This is a genomic window from Acidobacteriota bacterium (assembly GCA_020845575.1).
Lineage (GTDB): Bacteria > Acidobacteriota > Vicinamibacteria > Vicinamibacterales > Vicinamibacteraceae > Luteitalea.
Genome location: JADLFL010000046.1, coordinates 16,983 through 34,657 on the forward strand (window position 1 = coordinate 16,983; position 17,675 = coordinate 34,657).

13 protein-coding genes are annotated in these 17,675 nt (G+C 69.5%); 9 read left to right on the plus strand and 4 right to left on the minus strand.

Features of this window, described 5'->3' with window-relative positions; genetic code table 11:
- Position 1 precedes the first annotated feature (1 nt).
- Positions 2-2,287, minus strand: a complete 2,286-nt coding sequence (locus IT182_13720; protein MCC6164403.1) for a TonB-dependent receptor — start codon at positions 2,285-2,287, stop codon at positions 2-4.
- Between the two features lie 134 nt (positions 2,288-2,421).
- On the opposite strand from IT182_13720, the gene IT182_13725 reads away from it, so the two are divergent.
- The 4 genes from IT182_13725 (at position 2,422) to IT182_13740 (ending at position 7,394) form a co-directional block, all read left to right on the plus strand.
- The gene (locus IT182_13725; protein MCC6164404.1) at positions 2,422-3,378 is read left to right on the plus strand and encodes a c-type cytochrome; all 957 of its coding nucleotides are present in this window, start codon (positions 2,422-2,424) and stop codon (positions 3,376-3,378) included.
- Positions 3,375-5,102 (plus strand): acido-empty-quinoprotein group A, encoded by a 1,728-nt coding sequence (locus IT182_13730; protein MCC6164405.1) that lies wholly within the window; start codon positions 3,375-3,377, stop codon positions 5,100-5,102. The genes IT182_13725 and IT182_13730 overlap by 4 nt, the downstream gene beginning before the upstream one ends.
- Before the next feature lie 78 nt (positions 5,103-5,180).
- Positions 5,181-6,263 (plus strand): beta-propeller fold lactonase family protein, encoded by a 1,083-nt coding sequence (locus IT182_13735; GenBank protein MCC6164406.1) that lies wholly within the window; start codon positions 5,181-5,183, stop codon positions 6,261-6,263.
- A 30-nt stretch (positions 6,264-6,293) separates the two neighbouring features.
- Positions 6,294-7,394 (plus strand): alanine--glyoxylate aminotransferase family protein, encoded by a 1,101-nt coding sequence (locus IT182_13740; GenBank protein MCC6164407.1) that lies wholly within the window; start codon positions 6,294-6,296, stop codon positions 7,392-7,394.
- Positions 7,395-7,466: 72 nt separating this feature from the next.
- Here IT182_13740 and IT182_13745 read toward each other — a convergent pair whose 3' ends face one another.
- Positions 7,467-8,576 (minus strand): isochorismate synthase, encoded by a 1,110-nt coding sequence (locus IT182_13745; protein ID MCC6164408.1) that lies wholly within the window; start codon positions 8,574-8,576, stop codon positions 7,467-7,469.
- 96 nt (positions 8,577-8,672) lie between these two features.
- Between IT182_13745 and IT182_13750 the strand changes: the two genes are divergently transcribed.
- On the plus strand, positions 8,673-9,428 hold the full coding sequence (locus IT182_13750; protein MCC6164409.1) for a response regulator transcription factor: 756 nt from the start codon (positions 8,673-8,675) through the stop codon (positions 9,426-9,428).
- Positions 9,429-11,051, plus strand: coding sequence for a hypothetical protein (locus IT182_13755; GenBank protein ID MCC6164410.1), 1,623 nt, complete (start codon positions 9,429-9,431; stop codon positions 11,049-11,051).
- Here the strand turns inward: IT182_13755 and IT182_13760 are convergent.
- Together IT182_13760 and IT182_13765 are read right to left on the minus strand one after the other, a co-directional pair.
- A complete protein-coding gene (locus IT182_13760; GenBank protein MCC6164411.1) occupies positions 10,988-11,992 on the minus strand; it encodes a YncE family protein in 1,005 nt (334 codons plus the stop codon). The two genes, IT182_13755 and IT182_13760, sit on opposite strands and share 64 nt — an antisense overlap.
- A gap of 10 nt (positions 11,993-12,002) precedes the next feature.
- Positions 12,003-13,637 carry an L-lactate permease gene (locus IT182_13765; GenBank protein ID MCC6164412.1) on the minus strand — a complete coding sequence of 545 codons (1,635 nt, stop codon included), beginning with the start codon at positions 13,635-13,637 and terminating at the stop codon, positions 12,003-12,005.
- A 182-nt stretch (positions 13,638-13,819) separates the two neighbouring features.
- On the opposite strand from IT182_13765, the gene IT182_13770 reads away from it, so the two are divergent.
- Genes IT182_13770 through IT182_13780 form a run of 3 tightly spaced genes read left to right on the plus strand, consistent with a single transcriptional unit; the run spans position 13,820 to position 17,637 of the window.
- Positions 13,820-15,265, plus strand: coding sequence for an FAD-binding protein (locus IT182_13770; protein MCC6164413.1), 1,446 nt, complete (start codon positions 13,820-13,822; stop codon positions 15,263-15,265).
- Positions 15,262-16,341: an FAD-binding protein gene (locus tag IT182_13775; protein MCC6164414.1), complete on the plus strand. Its 1,080-nt coding sequence runs from the start codon at positions 15,262-15,264 to the stop codon at positions 16,339-16,341. Before IT182_13770 ends, IT182_13775 begins: the two co-directional genes overlap by 4 nt.
- A gap of 54 nt (positions 16,342-16,395) precedes the next feature.
- On the plus strand, positions 16,396-17,637 hold the full coding sequence (locus IT182_13780; GenBank protein ID MCC6164415.1) for a (Fe-S)-binding protein: 1,242 nt from the start codon (positions 16,396-16,398) through the stop codon (positions 17,635-17,637).
- The last annotated feature ends 38 nt before the right edge of the window (positions 17,638-17,675 follow it).

Below are 17,675 nucleotides of genomic sequence, written 5' to 3' on the forward strand. Positions count from 1 at the left end.
CTCAGAACCCGACTTCGACGCCGAACCACGCCGCGCGCGGCGCGCCAGGGCTGAGAAACCGCGGCCGGCCCTCGTAGGCATCTTCGAGGACGTCTGCCTCGCCGAGCATGCCGAACGTCGCGTAATCGGTATCGAACATGTTGATCACCTGCCCGACGAGCGTCACGCGCGCGCCGAGCTTCCAGCGCGCCTGCGCGTCGACCGCCGAGAAGCCCGACACCGGCGCGAGCAGGTTGGCCTCGTCGCCGCGCAGGAACTGCGACGATTGGACGCGCCACGTGGCCGCCACGTCGAGCGCGGACGCGAGGCGCGCCGACACACCGACGCGGCCCACATGCGCCGGCACGCCCGGCAGTCGGGCGCCGCTCTCGACGTCGAGTTGTCCATCGTCGGCGTCGGGGTGAACGGGACTGAGCACCGTGAGATCGGCACCATACGTCGCGCGCTGGAGCGTGTAGCTGCCAGACACCGTGACGTCGCGCACGCGCCACTCGCCTGTCGCCTCGACACCGCGGCGCCGCGTACGCTCCACGTTCTCGAAGTGCCCCGAGCCGCGCACGCGCCCGCTGCTCACGAAGATCAGGTCGTTGGTGACGCGGCTGTCGAAGATGGACAGGTTCCAGCTCGCACGTCGCACCGACCCGCGCGCACCCGCCTCCCACGTCCCCGCCACCGGCTGATCGAGCGGTGGATCCGAGACGAACGCGTTCGGCAGGCGGCACGGATCCTCGGGATCGGCACACGTCAGCTCGACGGGTGTCGGCACGCGCGACGACTGCGCCCACGACGCATACAGATTGAGCGAAGGCGATGCGTCGAACGTCACGCCCACCGACGGAGTGAGTCGCGCGAAACGGTGATCGCCATTGAGCGCCACGCCAATCCGATCGCGCAGACGAACCGTGGTCCAGTTCGCGCGCGCCGACGCCGTGACGTGCAGGCGGGGCGTGACGTCGAGCGTGTCGGTGAGGAGGATTGACGCCGTGCGCGTCGTAGCCTTCAGATCGACCGCCGCATCATCGTCCATCAGGCCGGCGCCGATGGCCTCGCGCGTCGACGACAGGTAGCCGAACTCGCTGGAGAACCCGAACGTGCTCGACGCGGCATCGAACGTCACGCCGGCGATCAACTGATTGGCCCGTCCCTGCCACGGCTGCGTCCACACCACCTGCGCCGCGGCGCCGCCGGACACGTTCCTCGTGCGGCTGCGATTCAGCGCGCCGTCCAGTTCCACCTCGTCATCATCGTCATCGTCGTGGTCCGCATGGATCGCGTGGTCGTCATCATCATCATCATCGTGATCGTCGTCTTCGCCGGCGTCGCCGTTGAGCGTGCCGATGCGCGCCCGGCGCACGTACGCCATCGTCTCGACGCGCAGCGTGGACGTGGCGAACCGATCCGCGCGCAGCGTGAACGATGCGAGATCGTTGTCGGTCCTGTCCGGATGCGTGAACACCGCGCTGCGCCGTTCGGCCAGCAACTGTTCCGGCGCGGTGCCGTTGCCGAGGAGGTCGTTGCTCGCCACTGTGACGGCCGCGTCGACGGCCGACGTGTCGCCGCGCCAACTGCCCTTGCCGAACGCACGCCGCAGCGTGGATGGCGAGAAGTCGCGCCACCCGTTCTCTTCGAGCCACGAACCCGCAACAAAACCGGCCGTCCGGCCACGCCTGACGCCTGTCTCACCGTCGGCACGCAGGCGATCCCATGAACCGGCAGCCACGCTCACGCGCGAGCCGCGTGCGTCGAAGCCGTTGCGTGTCCGTACCGATACGGCACCGCCCAGCGCGTTCAACCCGAACAGCGGATTCGACCCCGCCATCACGTTGATGCTGTCGATCGCGCCCGTCGGCAGACCGTCCCAGTTGACGACATCGCCGAAGGGCTCGTTGGCGCGCATGCCGTCGACGTACACGGCCAGGCCTTCCGACGCGCCGAGCAGCGGCGACCCGCCGAAGCCGCGGAAGATGACGTCGGGCTGGAACGTGCCACCCTGCACCTCGCTGGCAACGGGCGTGGCCAGCCCGCGCGTGAGCACCGCGGCCAGGTCCGTGAACGCACCCCCACCCTGAGGCAGGGTGATGACCTGCACGTTGGCCGGGATGAACAGGCGCGGCAGGCCAGACCCATGGAGCGGCGTGACCGCCACGACGTCGACGCGATCCTCAGCCGTGACGGCCGTCGGCTGCGTGGCTGCCGGAGGCGTTGACGCATCCGGAGGTTGAGCGTTCGGCTGTGCCGCAATCACGCTTGGCCACCAGAGAAACAGGGTCAGGGCCAATCGGCGCATCCGATGATTGTACCGGTCGCGCACGCACGATCGTAAGATCGCGCAGGCAACACGCCGGGGCACGGAGTCCTGCACGAACGACGGTCAGGACCGAACACGGCACGCGGCCGGGGTCGTTGCGGAGAACCACACGCATGACAGCAGCACGATGGGTGGCAGCAGCCACGTTCGGGGTGGCCCTGTCGGTCACGCTGCGCGCGGGCGACGCCCCGCAGCAGCCAGCGGCGCAACCGCCGGTCATCGAAGGACACGGCGGCCCGCCCGCCCCCGGCACGCAGACGGCGACGCCGGCACCCCGTCCCGGCCAGGGACAGGCACAGGGTCGATTCCCCGCACAGCAGCGTCCAAAGGGCGACCCCGACGTCATCCAGCGCGGGCGCGGCATCTTCGCCGGCGCGTGCGGACCGTGCCCCGGCGCCGACGCGCGCGGCGGACAGCTCGGTGGGCCGAACCTGCTGCGGTCGCAGCTCGCCCTCAGCGACAAGGCCGGTGAAGCGCTCTTCCCCGTCATCAAGAACGGCAGGCCCGGCACGACCATGCCGCCAAGCCCGCTGCCCGATGCCGACATCAACGCCGTGATCGCGTTCGTCCACGACCTGCAGAGCAAGATCGGCGGACAGGGCAATCCGCCGCCCGGCGAGGAAGTGGAACTGAACATCCTCGTGGGCAACGCGAAGGCGGGCGCCGGATACTTCGCCGCGCGGTGCGCGTCGTGCCACTCGGCCACGGGTGACCTCGCGGGCCTGGCCACGCGCGTGCCCGAACCGAAGGCGCTGCAGAACCTCTGGGTGTCGGGTGGACGCACGGTGGCCCGCGGCGGCGGCGCGCGCCAGACCGGCGCGCCACGCGCCGTGACGACGGCAACCGTCACGTTGCCGTCCGGTCAGACCGCGACGGGCACGCTGCTGCGGCTCGACGACTTCCTCGTCACCATCGCGTTGCCGGATGGATCGCAGCGCACCTTCCGCCGCGCCGGCGACACGCCGAAGGTGGACGTCACCGATCCGCTCACGGGGCATCGCGCCCTGCTCACCGTGCTGACAGACGCCGACATGCACAACGTCACGGCCTACCTGGTGACCCTGAAATGAGCCCGCGTCCACTCGCTCTCACGCTCGCGTTCGTCGCGCTGCCCGTTGCGGCTGCCGCGCAGGGGCCCGCTGCTCCGGCATCGGCCCCGGCGTCGGCACCGGCACCGTCGCTCGAACCCCGGCGCCTCGTCCAGCCGCTGGGCGACGACTGGCCGACCTATTCCGGCGACTACACCGGCAAGCGCTTCAGCCCGCTGACGCAGGTCGATCGCGCGTCGGTCAAGCACCTCACACTTGCGTGGACCGCGCGTCTCACGGCCGGGGCCGGCGCAGCGGGCCGCGCGCGCTTCGGCGGCGGCTCACCCGTCATCGTGGGCGGTACGGGTCCCGAAGGTCTGCCTGCCGTCCCGGCCAACGTCAAGGGCACGCCGTTGATGGTCAACGGTACGCTCTACGTGACCACGCCCGACAACGCGTGGGCGCTCGACGCACGCGACGGCCGCGAGTTCTGGCACTACTTCTGGCGCACGCAGGGCAGCACGCCGATCGCCAACCGCGGCGTTGGCATCTGGAAGGACTACCTGTACTTCGTGACGCCCGACAACTTCTTCGTGTCGCTCGACGCGAAGACGGGCAAGGAGCGCTGGAACAAGGTCCACGCCGACTTCACGCAGCAGTACTTCTCGACGATGGCGCCCATCGTGGTGGACGACCACCTGTTGCTCGGGACAGGCAACGACATCGACTCACCGGGCTACATCCAGTCGTTCGATCCGCTGACCGGCGACGTGAAGTGGCGCTTCTACACGGTGCCGATGAAGGAAGGCGATCCGGGTCTCGACACGTGGCCGAGCCTTCAGTCGGCCAAGTACGGTGGCGGCCATCCCTGGCTGCCAGGCGTCTACGACCCGGAGACGCGCCTCTACATCTTCGGAACGGGCAATCCGATCCCCGCGTACACGGCCGGCCGTGGCGAGGGCGACAACCTGTACACATGCTCGCTCGTGGCCGTGCACGTCGACACGGGCAAGATGGCGTGGGCGTTCCAGACGTCGCCCCACGACATGCACGACTGGGATTCCGCGCAGACGCCGATCCTCTTTGAAGGCATGGTCAAGGGGAAGATGCGCAAGCTCGTGTCGACGGCCGCACGCAACGGCTACTTCTTCACGCTCGATCGCGTGACGGGCGAGCACCTCGTCACGTCGAAGTTCGGGGGCGACGCGAACTGGGCCCGTGAGGTGGCCAAGGACGGGTCGGTGCGCCGCAACCCCGACAAGGACCCGACGGTCCCGGGTGCGATCACCAACCCGACGTCCGGCGGCACCATCAACTGGGAACCGCCCGCGTACAACCCGCAGACGGGGCTGTTCTACGTCACCGAGCGCAACGGCTTCTCGATCTACTACCTCACCGATCCGGATCCGCGCGGATCGATGGGACTCGGCGGCAAGGAAGAAGTCTCGGTCGGATCGACGGGCAACTTCCTCACGGCCATCGATCCCACGACGGGCTCGATCAAGTGGCGGCGGCCGTATCCGAGTGCCAGCGGGTTCGGTTCCGGCGGCGGGGGTGGCGGTCTGCTCACGACAGCCGGCAACCTCGTGTTCGCCGGTGACGCCGGAGGCAATTTCGTGGCCTACGACGCGGAAACGGGCGCGCCGCTGTGGCACTCGCGCATCGGCAACGTGAGCAACGCCGCCATCTCGTACATGCTCGACGGCCGCCAGCACATCCTCGTGGCCGCCGGCGACACGCTGTACGCCTTCGCGCTGTACGAATGACACGACCGGCGATCCGCTGCCCGCTGCCCGGTGCCCGCTGACCGATACCCGTCTGTATCAACCATGGGAGAGAGACGCATGTTCGCCGTACGTCAGTGGAAGACCGCCGGGATCGTCGCCCTGCTCGTGACAGCGGCGGCCTGCGGTGGATCGCAGCCCACTCCCGCAGGGCAGGCGCAGGCGAGCACGCCGGCGCCGGCCGCGCCGCTCCTGTACGTGTCCAACGAGACGGAAGGCCAGGTGGTGCTCATCGATGCGACAACGCGCGAGATCGTGTCGCGGATCGGCGTCGGCAAGCGGCCGCGCGGCCTGAAGCTGTCGTCCGACGGCACGCGTCTCTACGTCGCACTGTCGGGCTCCCCCATCGCGCCGCCGGGCATCGACGAGTCCACGCTCCCGCCCGCCGATCGCACCGCCGACGGCATCGGCGTCGTGGACGTCGCATCGCGTAAGCTCGTACGAACGTTTCCGAGCGGACAGGATCCCGAGAGTTTCGATCTCTCGACCGACGGACGGCTCCTGTACGTCTCGAACGAGGAGACCGCGGAGATGTCCGTGCTCGACCTCGAGTCGGGCACCATCACGGCGCGCGTGGCGGTGGGCGAGGAACCGGAGGGCGTGACGACGAGTCCCGACGGCCGCACGGTCTGGATCACGTGCGAGGAAGACGACGAGATCGTGGCCGTCGACACCACGTCGCACGCCGTCGTCGGTCGCGTGACGACGGCCAGGCGGCCGCGCACGATCGTGTTCACGCCGGACGGCGCCACGATGTTCGTGACGGGCGAGTTCGGGTTCGCCATCTCCGTGGTGGACGTGGCATCGCGATCGGTGGTGGCCACGATCGACCTGCCCGCCGGCGATGACGGCACGCTGCCGGCTCGCCCGATGAGTGCCGTGCTGTCGGCCGACGCGCGCACGCTGTACGTCTCCAACGGACGCGGACGATCAGTGTCGGCCATCGACGTGGCCACGCGCACGGTCGCGCGCACGTACGCCAATGTCGGCGACCGTCCGTGGGGCATCGGCCTCTCCCCCGATGGCACCACGCTCTTCACCGCCAACGGCCCCGGAGCCGACGTGTCGGCCATCGACATCGCCAGCGGCGCGGTCACCAAGATTGCCACGGGCGGCAGTCCATGGGGCCTCGTCGTCAGGTAGCCCCGCGCCGCACGGGGTAGAATCCGGCGCGTGAGTACGCTGCCTACGACCCCGCGCCTCCTGCTCGGTCCCGGACCGAGCCCCGTCCTCCCCCGCGTGCTGGAAGCGATGACTGCGCCGCAGCGCAGTCATCTCGATCCCGACATGGTCGCGCTGCTCGACGACGTCAGGCGGCGTCTGCACGGCCTGTTCAACGTCGGCGACGGGGGCATCGCGCTCGCCGTCTCGGGTACGGGCTCGTCGGGCCTCGAAACCGCCATCGCCAACGTCGTGGCTCCCGGCGATCGCGTGCTGTCGATCGTCACCGGTTATTTCGGCGAGCGACTCGCGCAGGTGGCCGAGCGCTACGGGGCCGATGTCACGCGTCTCACCGGCGAGTGGGGTCGCGCCATCGATCCCGAACAGGTGCGCACGGCGCTCGAACACGGGTCCTGCCAGGTGGTCACCGTCGTCCACGCGGAGACATCGACGGGCGTGCTGCAGCCGGTGCGCGACGTGGCTGCCCTGGCGCGCGCGCACGGTGCCCTCGTCGTCGTCGATGCCGTGACGTCGCTCGGCGCGCACCCCGTCGACGTGGACGGCTGGGGCCTCGACGTCGTCTACAGCTGCAGCCAGAAAGGTCTCGGCGCGCCTTCGGGTCTCGCGCCCATCGCGTTCAACGCCGCCGCGCGCACGCGCGCCACGAGCCGCAGCTTCTATCTGGACCTGCCGCTGCTCGAGGGGTACTGGGTCAAGCGCGGCTATCACCACACCATCTCGACACCGCTGATCTATGCGCTCCACGAAGCCCTGCGCGTGATCGACGAAGAGACCATGCCGGCGCGTGCGGCCCGGCACGAGCGCGTGCACGGCGAGTTCGTTGCGGCTCTCGGGGAACTCGGTCTCTCGCTGCTGCCCCCGGAAGGCGAGCGTCTCTGGACGCTCAACGCCGTACGCATCCCGGAGAGCGTCACCGACGAGGCAAAGGTACGCGTGGCCCTGCGCGATCAGCACGGCATCGAGATCGGCGCCGGCCTGGGACCGCTCGCCGGCAAGGTGTGGCGCATCGGCCTCATGGGCGCAGGCGCCACGAGCGAGAACGTCGGACGCCTGACAAACGCGCTCGAGGCTGCTATCAGCCTCGGCAGGTAGGAGCGCACGGCCTTCAGCCCATGCGTCTGCGCCAGGGGCTGAAGCCCCTGGCCTCCAGTTCTCGAGCGTGGTTCATTCGGCGCCGAGGGCGCGCAGCAGCGTTCTGAACTTCGCGCCGGTTTCGTCGGCTTCGAGACTCGGCACCGAGCCGGGGACGATGCCGGCGCCGGCGAAGAGGCGGGCGTCTGCGCCGGCGATCTCGGCGCAGCGAATCGCCACCACCCAGCGCCCGTCGCCATCGCCGGTACACCAGCCCACGGAGCCCCCGAAGAACTCGCGATCGAAGGGCTCGAGCCGCGCGATGAGCGACTGCGCCTCCTGGCGCGGCGACCCGCACACGGCAGGCGTCGGGTGCAGGGCCGCGGCGAGTTCGAGCGACGAGACATCGCACTTGAGCGTGCCCGAGACAGGCGTCGCCAGGTGCCACAGCGTCGGCGTCGCTGCCAGTTCCGGTACAGGCGGTGCGGTGAGCGTCTCGCAGTACGGCGCCAGAGTGTCGAGCACGAACTCGACAACGAAGCGGTGCTCGTACAGATCCTTGGCCGACTCCGCGAGCGCGCGCGCGGCGCGCTGGTCCGCTTCGACCGTTCCCCGACGCGGCGTGGACCCGGCCATGGGCAACGACGTCACGTCCCTGCCACGACGCTCGATGAGCAGTTCCGGACTCGCGCCGACCAGCGTGCGCGCCGTTCCCGGTGCGACGTCGGCCAGCGGCACGCAGAACGCGTGTGCGGCGGCATCGGAGCGCAGGGACGTGAAGACACGCGCGACGTCGATGGGCGCCGGTCCGTGCAGGGCGAGCAGGCGACCGAGCACGACCTTGTCCACGCCAGCGGCTGCCATCGCGTCGAGTGCCTCGCGCACCGCGCGCTCGTACGCGCCCCGCGAAGGCTGCTCGACGATCCGCCACTGGTGCGGCGTCACGGACTGTCGCGAGCCGGGCGCCACGCGCGACGTCGGTTCACGGTGGACGTCGTCGACGGCGAACAGGTGTGCGGGCGCGTGCCTGTCGAAGGGCAGCGCGCCGACGAGGGCGGCGTCAGGACGCCCCGCCACGGCGCGCCACGCCGTCGACTCGACGTCGGTGACCGCGTCGCGAATCGCGCCGGAGGTCACCGGGGCTGTCATCGTGTCTGTCGGGCTGGCCAGGACGAACAGGGGCGACACCGAGGTGTGGAGCACGGGGACGGAAGCAGGAGACGAAGAAGCGGGCATGGAGCAGGCCTTGACGCGAAAGCGTCCACATTGAGATCCAATCTCAATGTGTTTGATACCATAATGCCGACCGAATCGGTCGCTCAACTGACGAATCGTTCAGAAATCGTGACGCTCCTCTCTTCCAGCGGTCCCTCCCAGCGCGTGCTCGTCGTCGAGGACGAACGCAAGCTGGCGCGCGCTCTCGACGAGGGGCTCTACCAGACCGGCTACGCGGTCACCGTAGTCTCGTCAGGCGAGGACGCGCTCGACGCGCTGACACGCGACGCGTTCGACGTCGTGCTCCTCGACGTGATGCTGCCCGGCCTCGACGGGTTCGGCGTGGTCTCGGCGATGCGACGTGCCGGCGACGCCACGCCGGTGTTGATGCTGACGGCGCGCGACACGGTCGCCGATCGCGTCGACGGCCTCGACGCCGGTGCCGACGACTACCTCGTGAAGCCGTTCGAGTGGCCGGAACTCCTCGCGCGACTGCGGGCACTCACCCGTCGCGGCCAACGGCCCGACACGCGTCTCTCCATCGCGGATCTCCTCGTCGATCGCGTGGAGCGGATCGCGACGCGCGCCGGTCGGGACCTGCTGCTCACGCCGCGCGAGTTCGACCTGCTGGCGTATCTGCTGCAGCATGCCGGCCAGGTCGTCTCCCGCGACATGCTCGCGCGCGACGTCTGGCGACAGGACCATCGCGGCACGCCGATCGACAACGTCATCGATGTCCATGTGGTACGCCTGCGCCGCAAGGTGGATCACGGCTTCGCACCAGCGCTGATTCACACGATTCGCGGACTGGGCTTTGTCCTGCGCGACAATCAGCCGTAGATGACACAGGGCCTGTCCGGACATCCGGCAGCATCACCGGGACGGGAGACGCAGGATGCCGCACGGCGACCGTCGCTGCACACGCGCGTCGCCGCGTGGCTCCTGCTGCTGCTCGCCGTCACGCTCGCGGCGTTCGCCGCGGTGCTCTATCTCGCCGTGTCGCACGGGTTGTGGCGGGAATTCGAGGCGCGGCTCGCACACGAAGTGGACTCCACGCGCAGCGTGCTCGCGCCGTACTGGACGCAGGACGGCATCAGCGAGCCGGCCTACATCAACCCGATTCCCGCGCACGACCGCCGGTGGGTCGAGGTGTGGTCGCTGACCGGGGCGCGCCTCTTCCAGTCGCCGCAGGCCGTTGCGCGGCCGATCGACGGCGTCGGTCCTGCCACTGCCGCGCGCGCCGTGTCAACGCACGACGCGTCGGGCGATCCGATCCGCGTGCTCGACGTGCCCACCGGGATCATCGGCATGCCCGTGATCATGCGTGTGGTGGAGTCCGAGTCGTCGCTCCGCGCGCAGTTGCGATCGATCCGCGTGCTCATCGTCGCCGGCCTGCTCACGTGCCTGCTCGTAGCCGTACTCGGGTCCTATGGCCTGACGCGCTACGCCTTGCGCCCGCTGGGCGATCTCGTGGCGCAGACGGCTGACATCACGGCCGATCGCCTGCACAACGGCGTGCGCATCGAGGGCGCGGACCGGGAAGTCTTCGCGGTGGCCGAGGCGTTCACGCGTACGCTGCGACGACTCGACGTGTCGTTCGAACAGGCGAAGCGGTTCAGCGCCGACGCGTCGCACGAACTGCGCACGCCCATCACGTCGATCAGGACGATCGGCCAGGTCGCGCTGCAGGATGCCACAGCGGTGTCCGGCCAACGCGAGGCCATCGCCAGCATGGTCGAAGAGACGGAGCATCTGACGCGCCTGCTCGACGCCCTGCTCCTGCTCGCCCGCGCCGACGCACAGCAGGCCCCCATCACACTCGCCCCTGTCGACCTCGGCGCGTTGACGCGCGACATCGCCGACGAATGGGCGGTCGTGTCGGAGGACAGACAGCACACGCTCCTCGTCGACGCGCCCACGCTCACGATCGACGGCGATGCGAGCCTGCTACGCCTCGCCATCGGCAACATCCTCGGCAACGCGATCCGCTACACGCCGCCGGGCGGACGGATTCAGGTGAAGGTGTACACCTCCGGCAACGGGCAACCGGCAACGGGCAACCGGTCGGTTCAGGCGGGCACCGGGCAGCGGGCACCGGGCACCGGAACCGCACGGCAACCGAGCACCGACATCGCGGCATCGCGGCATTCGGCATTCCCGATGGCGCGCGTGTCCGTGCAGGATTCGGGACCGGGGATCGCACCCGAGCACCAGGCGCTGGTGTTCGAGCGCTTCTATCGCGTGGATCGCGGGCGATCGCGCGAGGCGGGCGGCACGGGGCTCGGGCTGTCGATCGCGGCGTGGGCGGCGACGGCGCACGGCGGGCAGGTCACCGTCGAGAGCACGCCCGGCGAAGGCAGCACGTTCATGATCGACGTGCCGATCGCGAGCGCGAACACTCAGTCCGGGGCGATGCGTCCTACGCGATCCGGCGATCCCTCGCGCGACTTGAACGTCACGTAGGCGACGCCCGTGCGCGGATCGACAGCCACCGTGTTGGGCCGCGTGCCTCCCGTGCGCGTCTCGATGACCGTCAGCGTGCGCGTGTCGATCACCGACACCGTCTCGGCGCCCCTGTTGGTCACGTAGAGACGCTGCCGCGCAGTGTCGAGCGCCAGTCCCAGCGCGCCATCACCTGTCGCGATTGTCTCCACGACCTTCCCGCTCGCCACGTCGAGCGCCGTCACGGTGCCCGACCGCTGATGGCTCGCGTAGAGACGGTCCGCCGCACCGTCGTACTCCAGGTGCGTCGTCCCTGCGCCACCGGACGCGAAGCGGCGCACGACCTGCCGCGTGGCGAGATCGATCTCGATGATCTCGCTGCTGGCGATGCTGCACGTGAACAACCGGTTGCGCCTGGTGTCGAGCGCGAGGCCTGTCGAACGTCCGCCGACGTTGGTGATTTCGTGCGCGATCGTGTGCGTTGCCCCGTCGATCACCCAGATGCGGCTCGCGGGCTCCGGAATCGAGACGTACACGCGATTGGCCACGGGGTCGACGAGTGCGCGGAACACGTGCGCGCCAGGATCGCCGGCCTTGCCGATCGTGGCGATCGTGCGGCCCGAGACGGCGTCGATCGCCACGACGGTGCCCGTCGTGGTGCTCGTGCCATACAGCACGCGCGTGCGGTCGTTGAACGCCAGCCCGAATACGGGCCTGCCGTCGGTGTCCAATGACGTCCGCTCGCGCAGGGTCTTCGGATCGAGCACGAAGATGCGTCGCGCCGATGGTTCCGTCGACGCGACGTACACCGCGTCGGTGCTCATCCCGACGACCACTTCATAGATACCGGCGCCGACGGATCGCAACGTCATCGATCGGGTACTCGCCGCGGTGTGCGCGTACGACACGACGCACGCCAGCACCAGGATGGCGGCCCGCGCGGCGCCCGCCAGCCGCGTCATGGCGCGCCCCTCACCACACCAGGTGCGTGAACGGCGGGACGTAGGCCTGCAACAGGACCAGGCCGCCGACCATCGCCGCGAGGACGAGACTGTGCCAGAACACGTACCGCAGGATGTCGCCCTCGTGCCCGTACCACCGCGTCGCCGTGCTGGCGACCACGATGCTCTGGGCGTCGATCATCTTGCCCATGACGCCGCCCGAGCTGTTGGAGGCCGCCATCAGCACGGGATTGAGTCCGAGCTGTTCCGCCGTGATCCGCTGCAGGCTTCCGAAGAGCACGTTCGACGAGGTGTCCGATCCCGTGAGTGCGACGCCGAGCCACCCGAGCATGGTGCCGAAGAACGGGTACAGGACACCAGTCCCCGCGAAGGCGAGACCGAGCGTGGCATCGAGCCCCGAGTAGCGCGTGGTGAACCCGATCGCCATCATCACGGCAATCGTGACGAGCGACGTGCGCACGAGCACGAGCGTCCTGACGTACGTCCTGACGAGTTCCGCGATGGAGCAGCCCATCACGAGTCCGGCAACGATCGCGGCGATGAAGATGCTCGTGCCCGTGGCCGACAGCCACGACACGGCGAACAACGCCGGCTCGCGCGCGGCCTCGGCCACCACCGGCGGCACACGCTGGATGAGGTCGTGCAGACCCGGCACCGCGAGGCGCACGGTGGTCCAGTCGTCGAGCGCGGCCTTCACGGGCGGGAGTCCCCACACGAACACGAGCGCGCTGAGAATCGCCCACGGCACCCATGCCCGGATGACATCGGCACGCGTCGGCTCCGCCGCACCATCGTCCTGACGCGCGCCGAGGCGGTCGCCCGGCGTCCAGCCGTCTGACGGTTGCCACACCCTTAGGAACAGCACCAGCGACAGCATCGACGCGATGGCCGCCGCCACGTCGACGAGCCAGGGACCATGCAGGTTGGAGACGAGCCCCTGGAGCACCGCGAACGGCACGCCGGCGGCGAGGATTGCCGGCCAGACGCCGATCATGCCGCGCCAGCCCGCGAACGCCGCGATGAGCCAGAACGGGACGATCACGGAGAACAGCGGCAACTGGCGACCGACCATGCCGCTCAACGCGAGCAGGTCGAGTCCGCTCACGGCGCTCAACGCGATGATGGGCGTGCCGAGGGCACCGAACGCCACGGGCGCCGTGTTGGCGATGAGCGAGAGTCCCGATGCGGCGAGTGGCGCGAAGCCAAGCCCGATCAGGAGCGCGCCGGTGACGGCGACGGGCGTCCCGAAGCCAGCGGCCCCCTCGAAGAACGCGCCGAAGGCGAACGCCACGAGCAGGAGTTGCAGCCGCGCGTCGCGCGTGACGTGCGTGATGCTCTGCCGCAGCGTGGCGAACAAGCCGCGCTGTTCGGTGAGCTGGTAGAGGAAGATGACGTTGATGACGATCCAGCCGATGGGCAGCAACCCGTAAGCGGCACCGTACCCAGCGCTCGCGAATGCCATCGAGGCCGGCATGCCGAACAGCCCGATGGCCACGACGAGCGACGTCACGAGGCCGACGAGCGCCGCCTTGTGCGCGTGCAGCTTCAGGAACGCCAGCGATCCGAGCAACGCCACGATGGGCAACGCCGCGAAGATGGTGGACAGCCAGGCCTGCCCGAAGGGGTCGTACACCTGCTGCCACATGGACGAAGGCTCCTCTTCTGTTCACTCACGGCTCACGGCTCACGGCTCATGGCTTGCGGAACAGCACTCGTTGGTCAGTTGCCGGCTTGTCCACCGCAGCGCGCGGCGCGAAGGCAGGCCGATTGCCGGGTTGCCGGTTGCCGGTTGCCGGTTGCCGGTTGCCGGAGTATAGACTGCCACCTGTGGCGCGCGAAGATCTCCTGCCAGCGCTCGGGCGCGTGGTGCCTGCCGATCGCCTGCTGACGCGGCCTGGCGCGCTCGCACCATACGAGTTCGACGGCCTCACCGCGTATCGCGCACGCCCCTGCGCGGTGATCCTGGCCGAATCGGCGGACGAGGTGATCGAAACCGTGCGGCTGTGCCACGCGGCGCGCGTGCCGTTCATGGCGCGCGGAAGCGGGACCAGCCTGTCTGGCGGCGCGGTGCCCATCGAAGACGGCGTGGTCATCGCGCTCAATCGCCTGAACCGCGTGCTCCGGCTCGATCCCGATGCCCGCATCGCCGTCGTGGAACCCGGGGTCGTCAACCTCGCCGTCACGGCACTTGCCGCTCCGCACGGTCTCTACTACGCTCCCGATCCCTCGAGCCAGTCGGTGTGCACCATCGGCGGCAACGTGGCCTTCAACTCCGGTGGCGCGCACTGCTTCCGTCATGGCATGACGGCCAACCACGTGCTGGGGCTGCGCGTGGTGCTCGGCGACGGCACCGTGGTGACGCTTGGCGGCGAGAGCCTCGAACAGGTCGGGCCGGACATGACGGGGCTCTTCATCGGCTCGGAAGGCCTGTTCGGCGTGGCGCTGGAGATCACGCTGCGTCTCGTGACGCGGCCAGCGCTCTACCGCACGATGCTTGCCGCGTACGACAGCCTGCAGGCGGCAGGCGATGCCGTCTCGCGCGTGATCGAGTCGGGTCTGCTGCCGGGCGCGATGGAGATCATGGATCGGCTCGCGATGGACGCCGCCGAGGCCGCCGTCCAGGCTGGCTACCCTCGCGACGCCGCGGCCGTCCTCATCGTGGAGTGCGAAGGTGAATCGCCGCAGGTCGAGGCCGAGTTCACGCGCCTGATGCAGATCATCGAGGCGTCTGGCGCCGCGCACACGCACGTGGCCGCCGACGATGACGAACGGGCGCTGATCTGGAAGGGCCGCAAGTGCGCGTTCTCGGCCGTGGGGCGCCTCAGTCCCGACTTCATCGTGCAGGACGGCGTGGTACCGCGCGCGCGGCTCGGCGAGGCACTGGCCGCGATCGAGGCCTTGTCCCGGACGCACGGCGTTCGCGTAGCCAACGTCTTCCACGCCGGCGATGGCAACCTGCACCCGTTGATCCTCTACGACGGCCGTGTGAGTGGCGCACACGATCGCGCCGAGGCGCTGGCGGCCGACATCCTGCGGTTGTGCATCAGCCTCGGTGGATCGATCACCGGCGAGCACGGCGTAGGCCTGGAGAAGCGCGCGTTCCTCCGCGAGATGTACGGAGAGCCCGATATCGACTGGATGCGACGACTCCGCGCCGCGATGGACCCGCACGCCGTGGCCAATCCTGGCAAGAAGCTCGATCCGGCCTTCGACATCCCTGCCTCGCACGGCCTCCACCCGCTCGAGCGCGCGGGCGTGATCTCGCGCGTATGACCACGGCACGCCCCACGACCATCGACGATCTCGCGGCGCTCGTGCCGAGTCGGACTCGCTGGCACGTGCGTGCTGGCGGCACCAAACCGGCACTCTCGACGCCACCGCCGGACGTCGACCAGTTGAACCTCGCCGGCCTCACCGGCATCACCGAGTATTCGCCGGAGGAGTGTACGTTCACCGCGCTCGCCGGGACGCGTCTCTCAGACGTGCAGCACGCACTGGCCCCGCACCGACAGTACCTCCCGTTCGATCCGCCGTTCGCACCGGCGGGCGCGACGCTGGGTGGAACGGTGGCCGCCGGTGTCAGCGGGCCGGGCCGTCTGCGGTTCGGCGGCGTCCGCGACTTCCTCATCGGCGTCCGCCTGGTCGACGGCGACGGGCATGTCCGTCAGAGCGGCGGCAAGGTGGTGAAGAACGCCGCTGGGTTCCTCCTCCATCAGGCGCTCGTCGGCAGCGCGGGACGATTCGCCGTGCTGGCCGAGCTCACGTTCAAGGTCTTCCCGGCACCGGAAGCCTCCGCCACTGTCGCGATCGCGACGGGCAGCGTTACCGACGCCGTCGCACTGATGCTGATGGTGCAGCGTGAGCGCTTCGACGTCGACGCGATGGACATCGCGCCGCCGGGCACGCTTTTCGTGCGGCTCTCGGGATTCGCCGAGGCGCTTCCCGCGCGTCTCGAGCGCCTGCAACGTGTTGCCGGCATCAGTGCGCATGTCCTTACAGGTTCGGACGAGGCGTCCGTGTGGCGAGAGGCGCGTGAATGCGAGTGGAGCGAGGACGGCGCGTCGCTGGTACGTGTCCCGCTCACGAGTTCGCAGGTCGCGCGACTCGACGTGAGTCTCGACGCCCATGGCGTACGCCGGCGATACAGCGTCGCTGGCAACCTTGCGTGGATCGCGTGGACACCGCCGCTCGACACGCTCGACACGCTCTTGCGCGGTCTCGGACTCGGCGGTCAGGTGTTGATCGCTCCGACACCTCTCCACTCGCCGTTCCTCGGCATCGTCACGGCAGGCGTGTTCGACGAGCGCGTGCGGACGGTGCTCGATCCGCATCGCCGATTCGCAGGGTGACAGGCAGTGCAGCATCACATCCCGCCGGATCCGTCGAACCCGCAGCGCAACGCCATGGCACGCGCCGTGGAAACGTGCGTGCACTGCGGCTTCTGCCTCACGGCCTGTCCCACCTATCAGGTGCTCGGCGAGGAGATGGACTCGCCGCGCGGGCGGATCGTGCTGATGAAGCAGGTGCTCGAAGGCACGCTGTCTGCCGATGACGCACAGCCGCACGTGGACCGCTGCCTCGGCTGTCTCGGCTGCGTCACGGCGTGCCCATCACGTGTGGCGTATGGCGATCTGCTCGTGCCGTTCCGGTCGTCGCCGGTAACCCGAGGCACATCGACTCTCGATCGCCTGCAGCGACAACTCCTGCTCGACACGCTGGAATCGCCGGCACTGTTCAGGGTGTCGGCCCGCCTGGGCGCGATCGCGAAGCGCGCCGCGCGCGTACTGCCGGCACGCGTCAGGCCGATGCTCGATCTGCTGCCGACGCGACTGCCCGAACCGGTGGCCATCCCGCCGCTCGTCAAGCCGATCGGCCCTCGACGCGCCCGGGTTGGCCTGCTTGCGGGATGCGTGCAACAGGCGCTCGGTCCGGAGATCGCCCTCACCACGGTACGCGTGCTCGCCGCCAATGGCGTCGAGGTGGTGACGCCGCCGCAGCAGGGCTGCTGCGGTGCGCTGGCGCTGCACACGGGCGAAGCCGACCGCGCATACGACAGGGCCACGGCGCTCATCAGGGCGTTCCCGCCCGATCTCGACGCGGTCGTCACCAACGCCGCCGGCTGTGGGTCGGCGATGAAAGAATACGGACACGCCTTCGCGGGGCGCGCGCAGGAGGACGCGCTGGCGGCGTTCTCGTCACGCGTGCGTGACGTGTCGGAGTTTCTTCACGCATTGGGCCAGGTGCCGATGCCGCCGCTCGACGAACCGCTGGTCGTGGCCTATCACGACGCCTGCCACCTCTCGCACGCACAGGGCATCCGCCGCGCGCCGCGCGCGCTGCTCGCGTCGATCCCGAACGTACGGATCGTCGACATCCCGGATGGCGACATCTGCTGCGGATCGGCAGGCCTCTACAACGTCGAACACCCGGACATCGCGGACACCCTCGGCGCGCGCAAGGCCCGCGCCGTGGCCACCACCGGCGCCGACGTCCTGACAGCCGGCAACATCGGCTGCCTCGTCCAGATCGCGCGCCATCTGAATGCCGCAGGCACCCCGATCCCCGTCATGCACACGATGGTGTTGCTCGACAGGGCGATACGGAATGCTCCGGCAACCGGCAACGGGCAACCGGCAACAGGATAGCTACGGCACCGCGGTATCTGGCAGCGGGCAGGGGGTTC

Bases quoted from the DNA above. Each gene is read 5' to 3' on its own strand.
- IT182_13720 (MCC6164403.1), bottom strand. From the start codon at position 2,287: ATGCGCCGATTGGCCCTGACCCTGTTTCTCTGGTGGCCAAGCGTGATT.
- IT182_13725 (MCC6164404.1), top strand. From the start codon at position 2,422: ATGACAGCAGCACGATGGGTGGCAGCAGCCACGTTCGGGGTGGCCCTG.
- IT182_13730 (MCC6164405.1), top strand. From the start codon at position 3,375: ATGAGCCCGCGTCCACTCGCTCTCACGCTCGCGTTCGTCGCGCTGCCC.
- IT182_13735 (MCC6164406.1), top strand. From the start codon at position 5,181: ATGTTCGCCGTACGTCAGTGGAAGACCGCCGGGATCGTCGCCCTGCTC.
- IT182_13750 (MCC6164409.1), top strand. From the start codon at position 8,673: ATGCCGACCGAATCGGTCGCTCAACTGACGAATCGTTCAGAAATCGTG.
- IT182_13755 (MCC6164410.1), top strand. From the start codon at position 9,429: ATGACACAGGGCCTGTCCGGACATCCGGCAGCATCACCGGGACGGGAG.
- IT182_13760 (MCC6164411.1), bottom strand. From the start codon at position 11,992: ATGACGCGGCTGGCGGGCGCCGCGCGGGCCGCCATCCTGGTGCTGGCG.
- IT182_13765 (MCC6164412.1), bottom strand. From the start codon at position 13,637: ATGTGGCAGCAGGTGTACGACCCCTTCGGGCAGGCCTGGCTGTCCACC.
- IT182_13775 (MCC6164414.1), top strand. From the start codon at position 15,262: ATGACCACGGCACGCCCCACGACCATCGACGATCTCGCGGCGCTCGTG.
- IT182_13780 (MCC6164415.1), top strand. From the start codon at position 16,396: ATGGCACGCGCCGTGGAAACGTGCGTGCACTGCGGCTTCTGCCTCACG.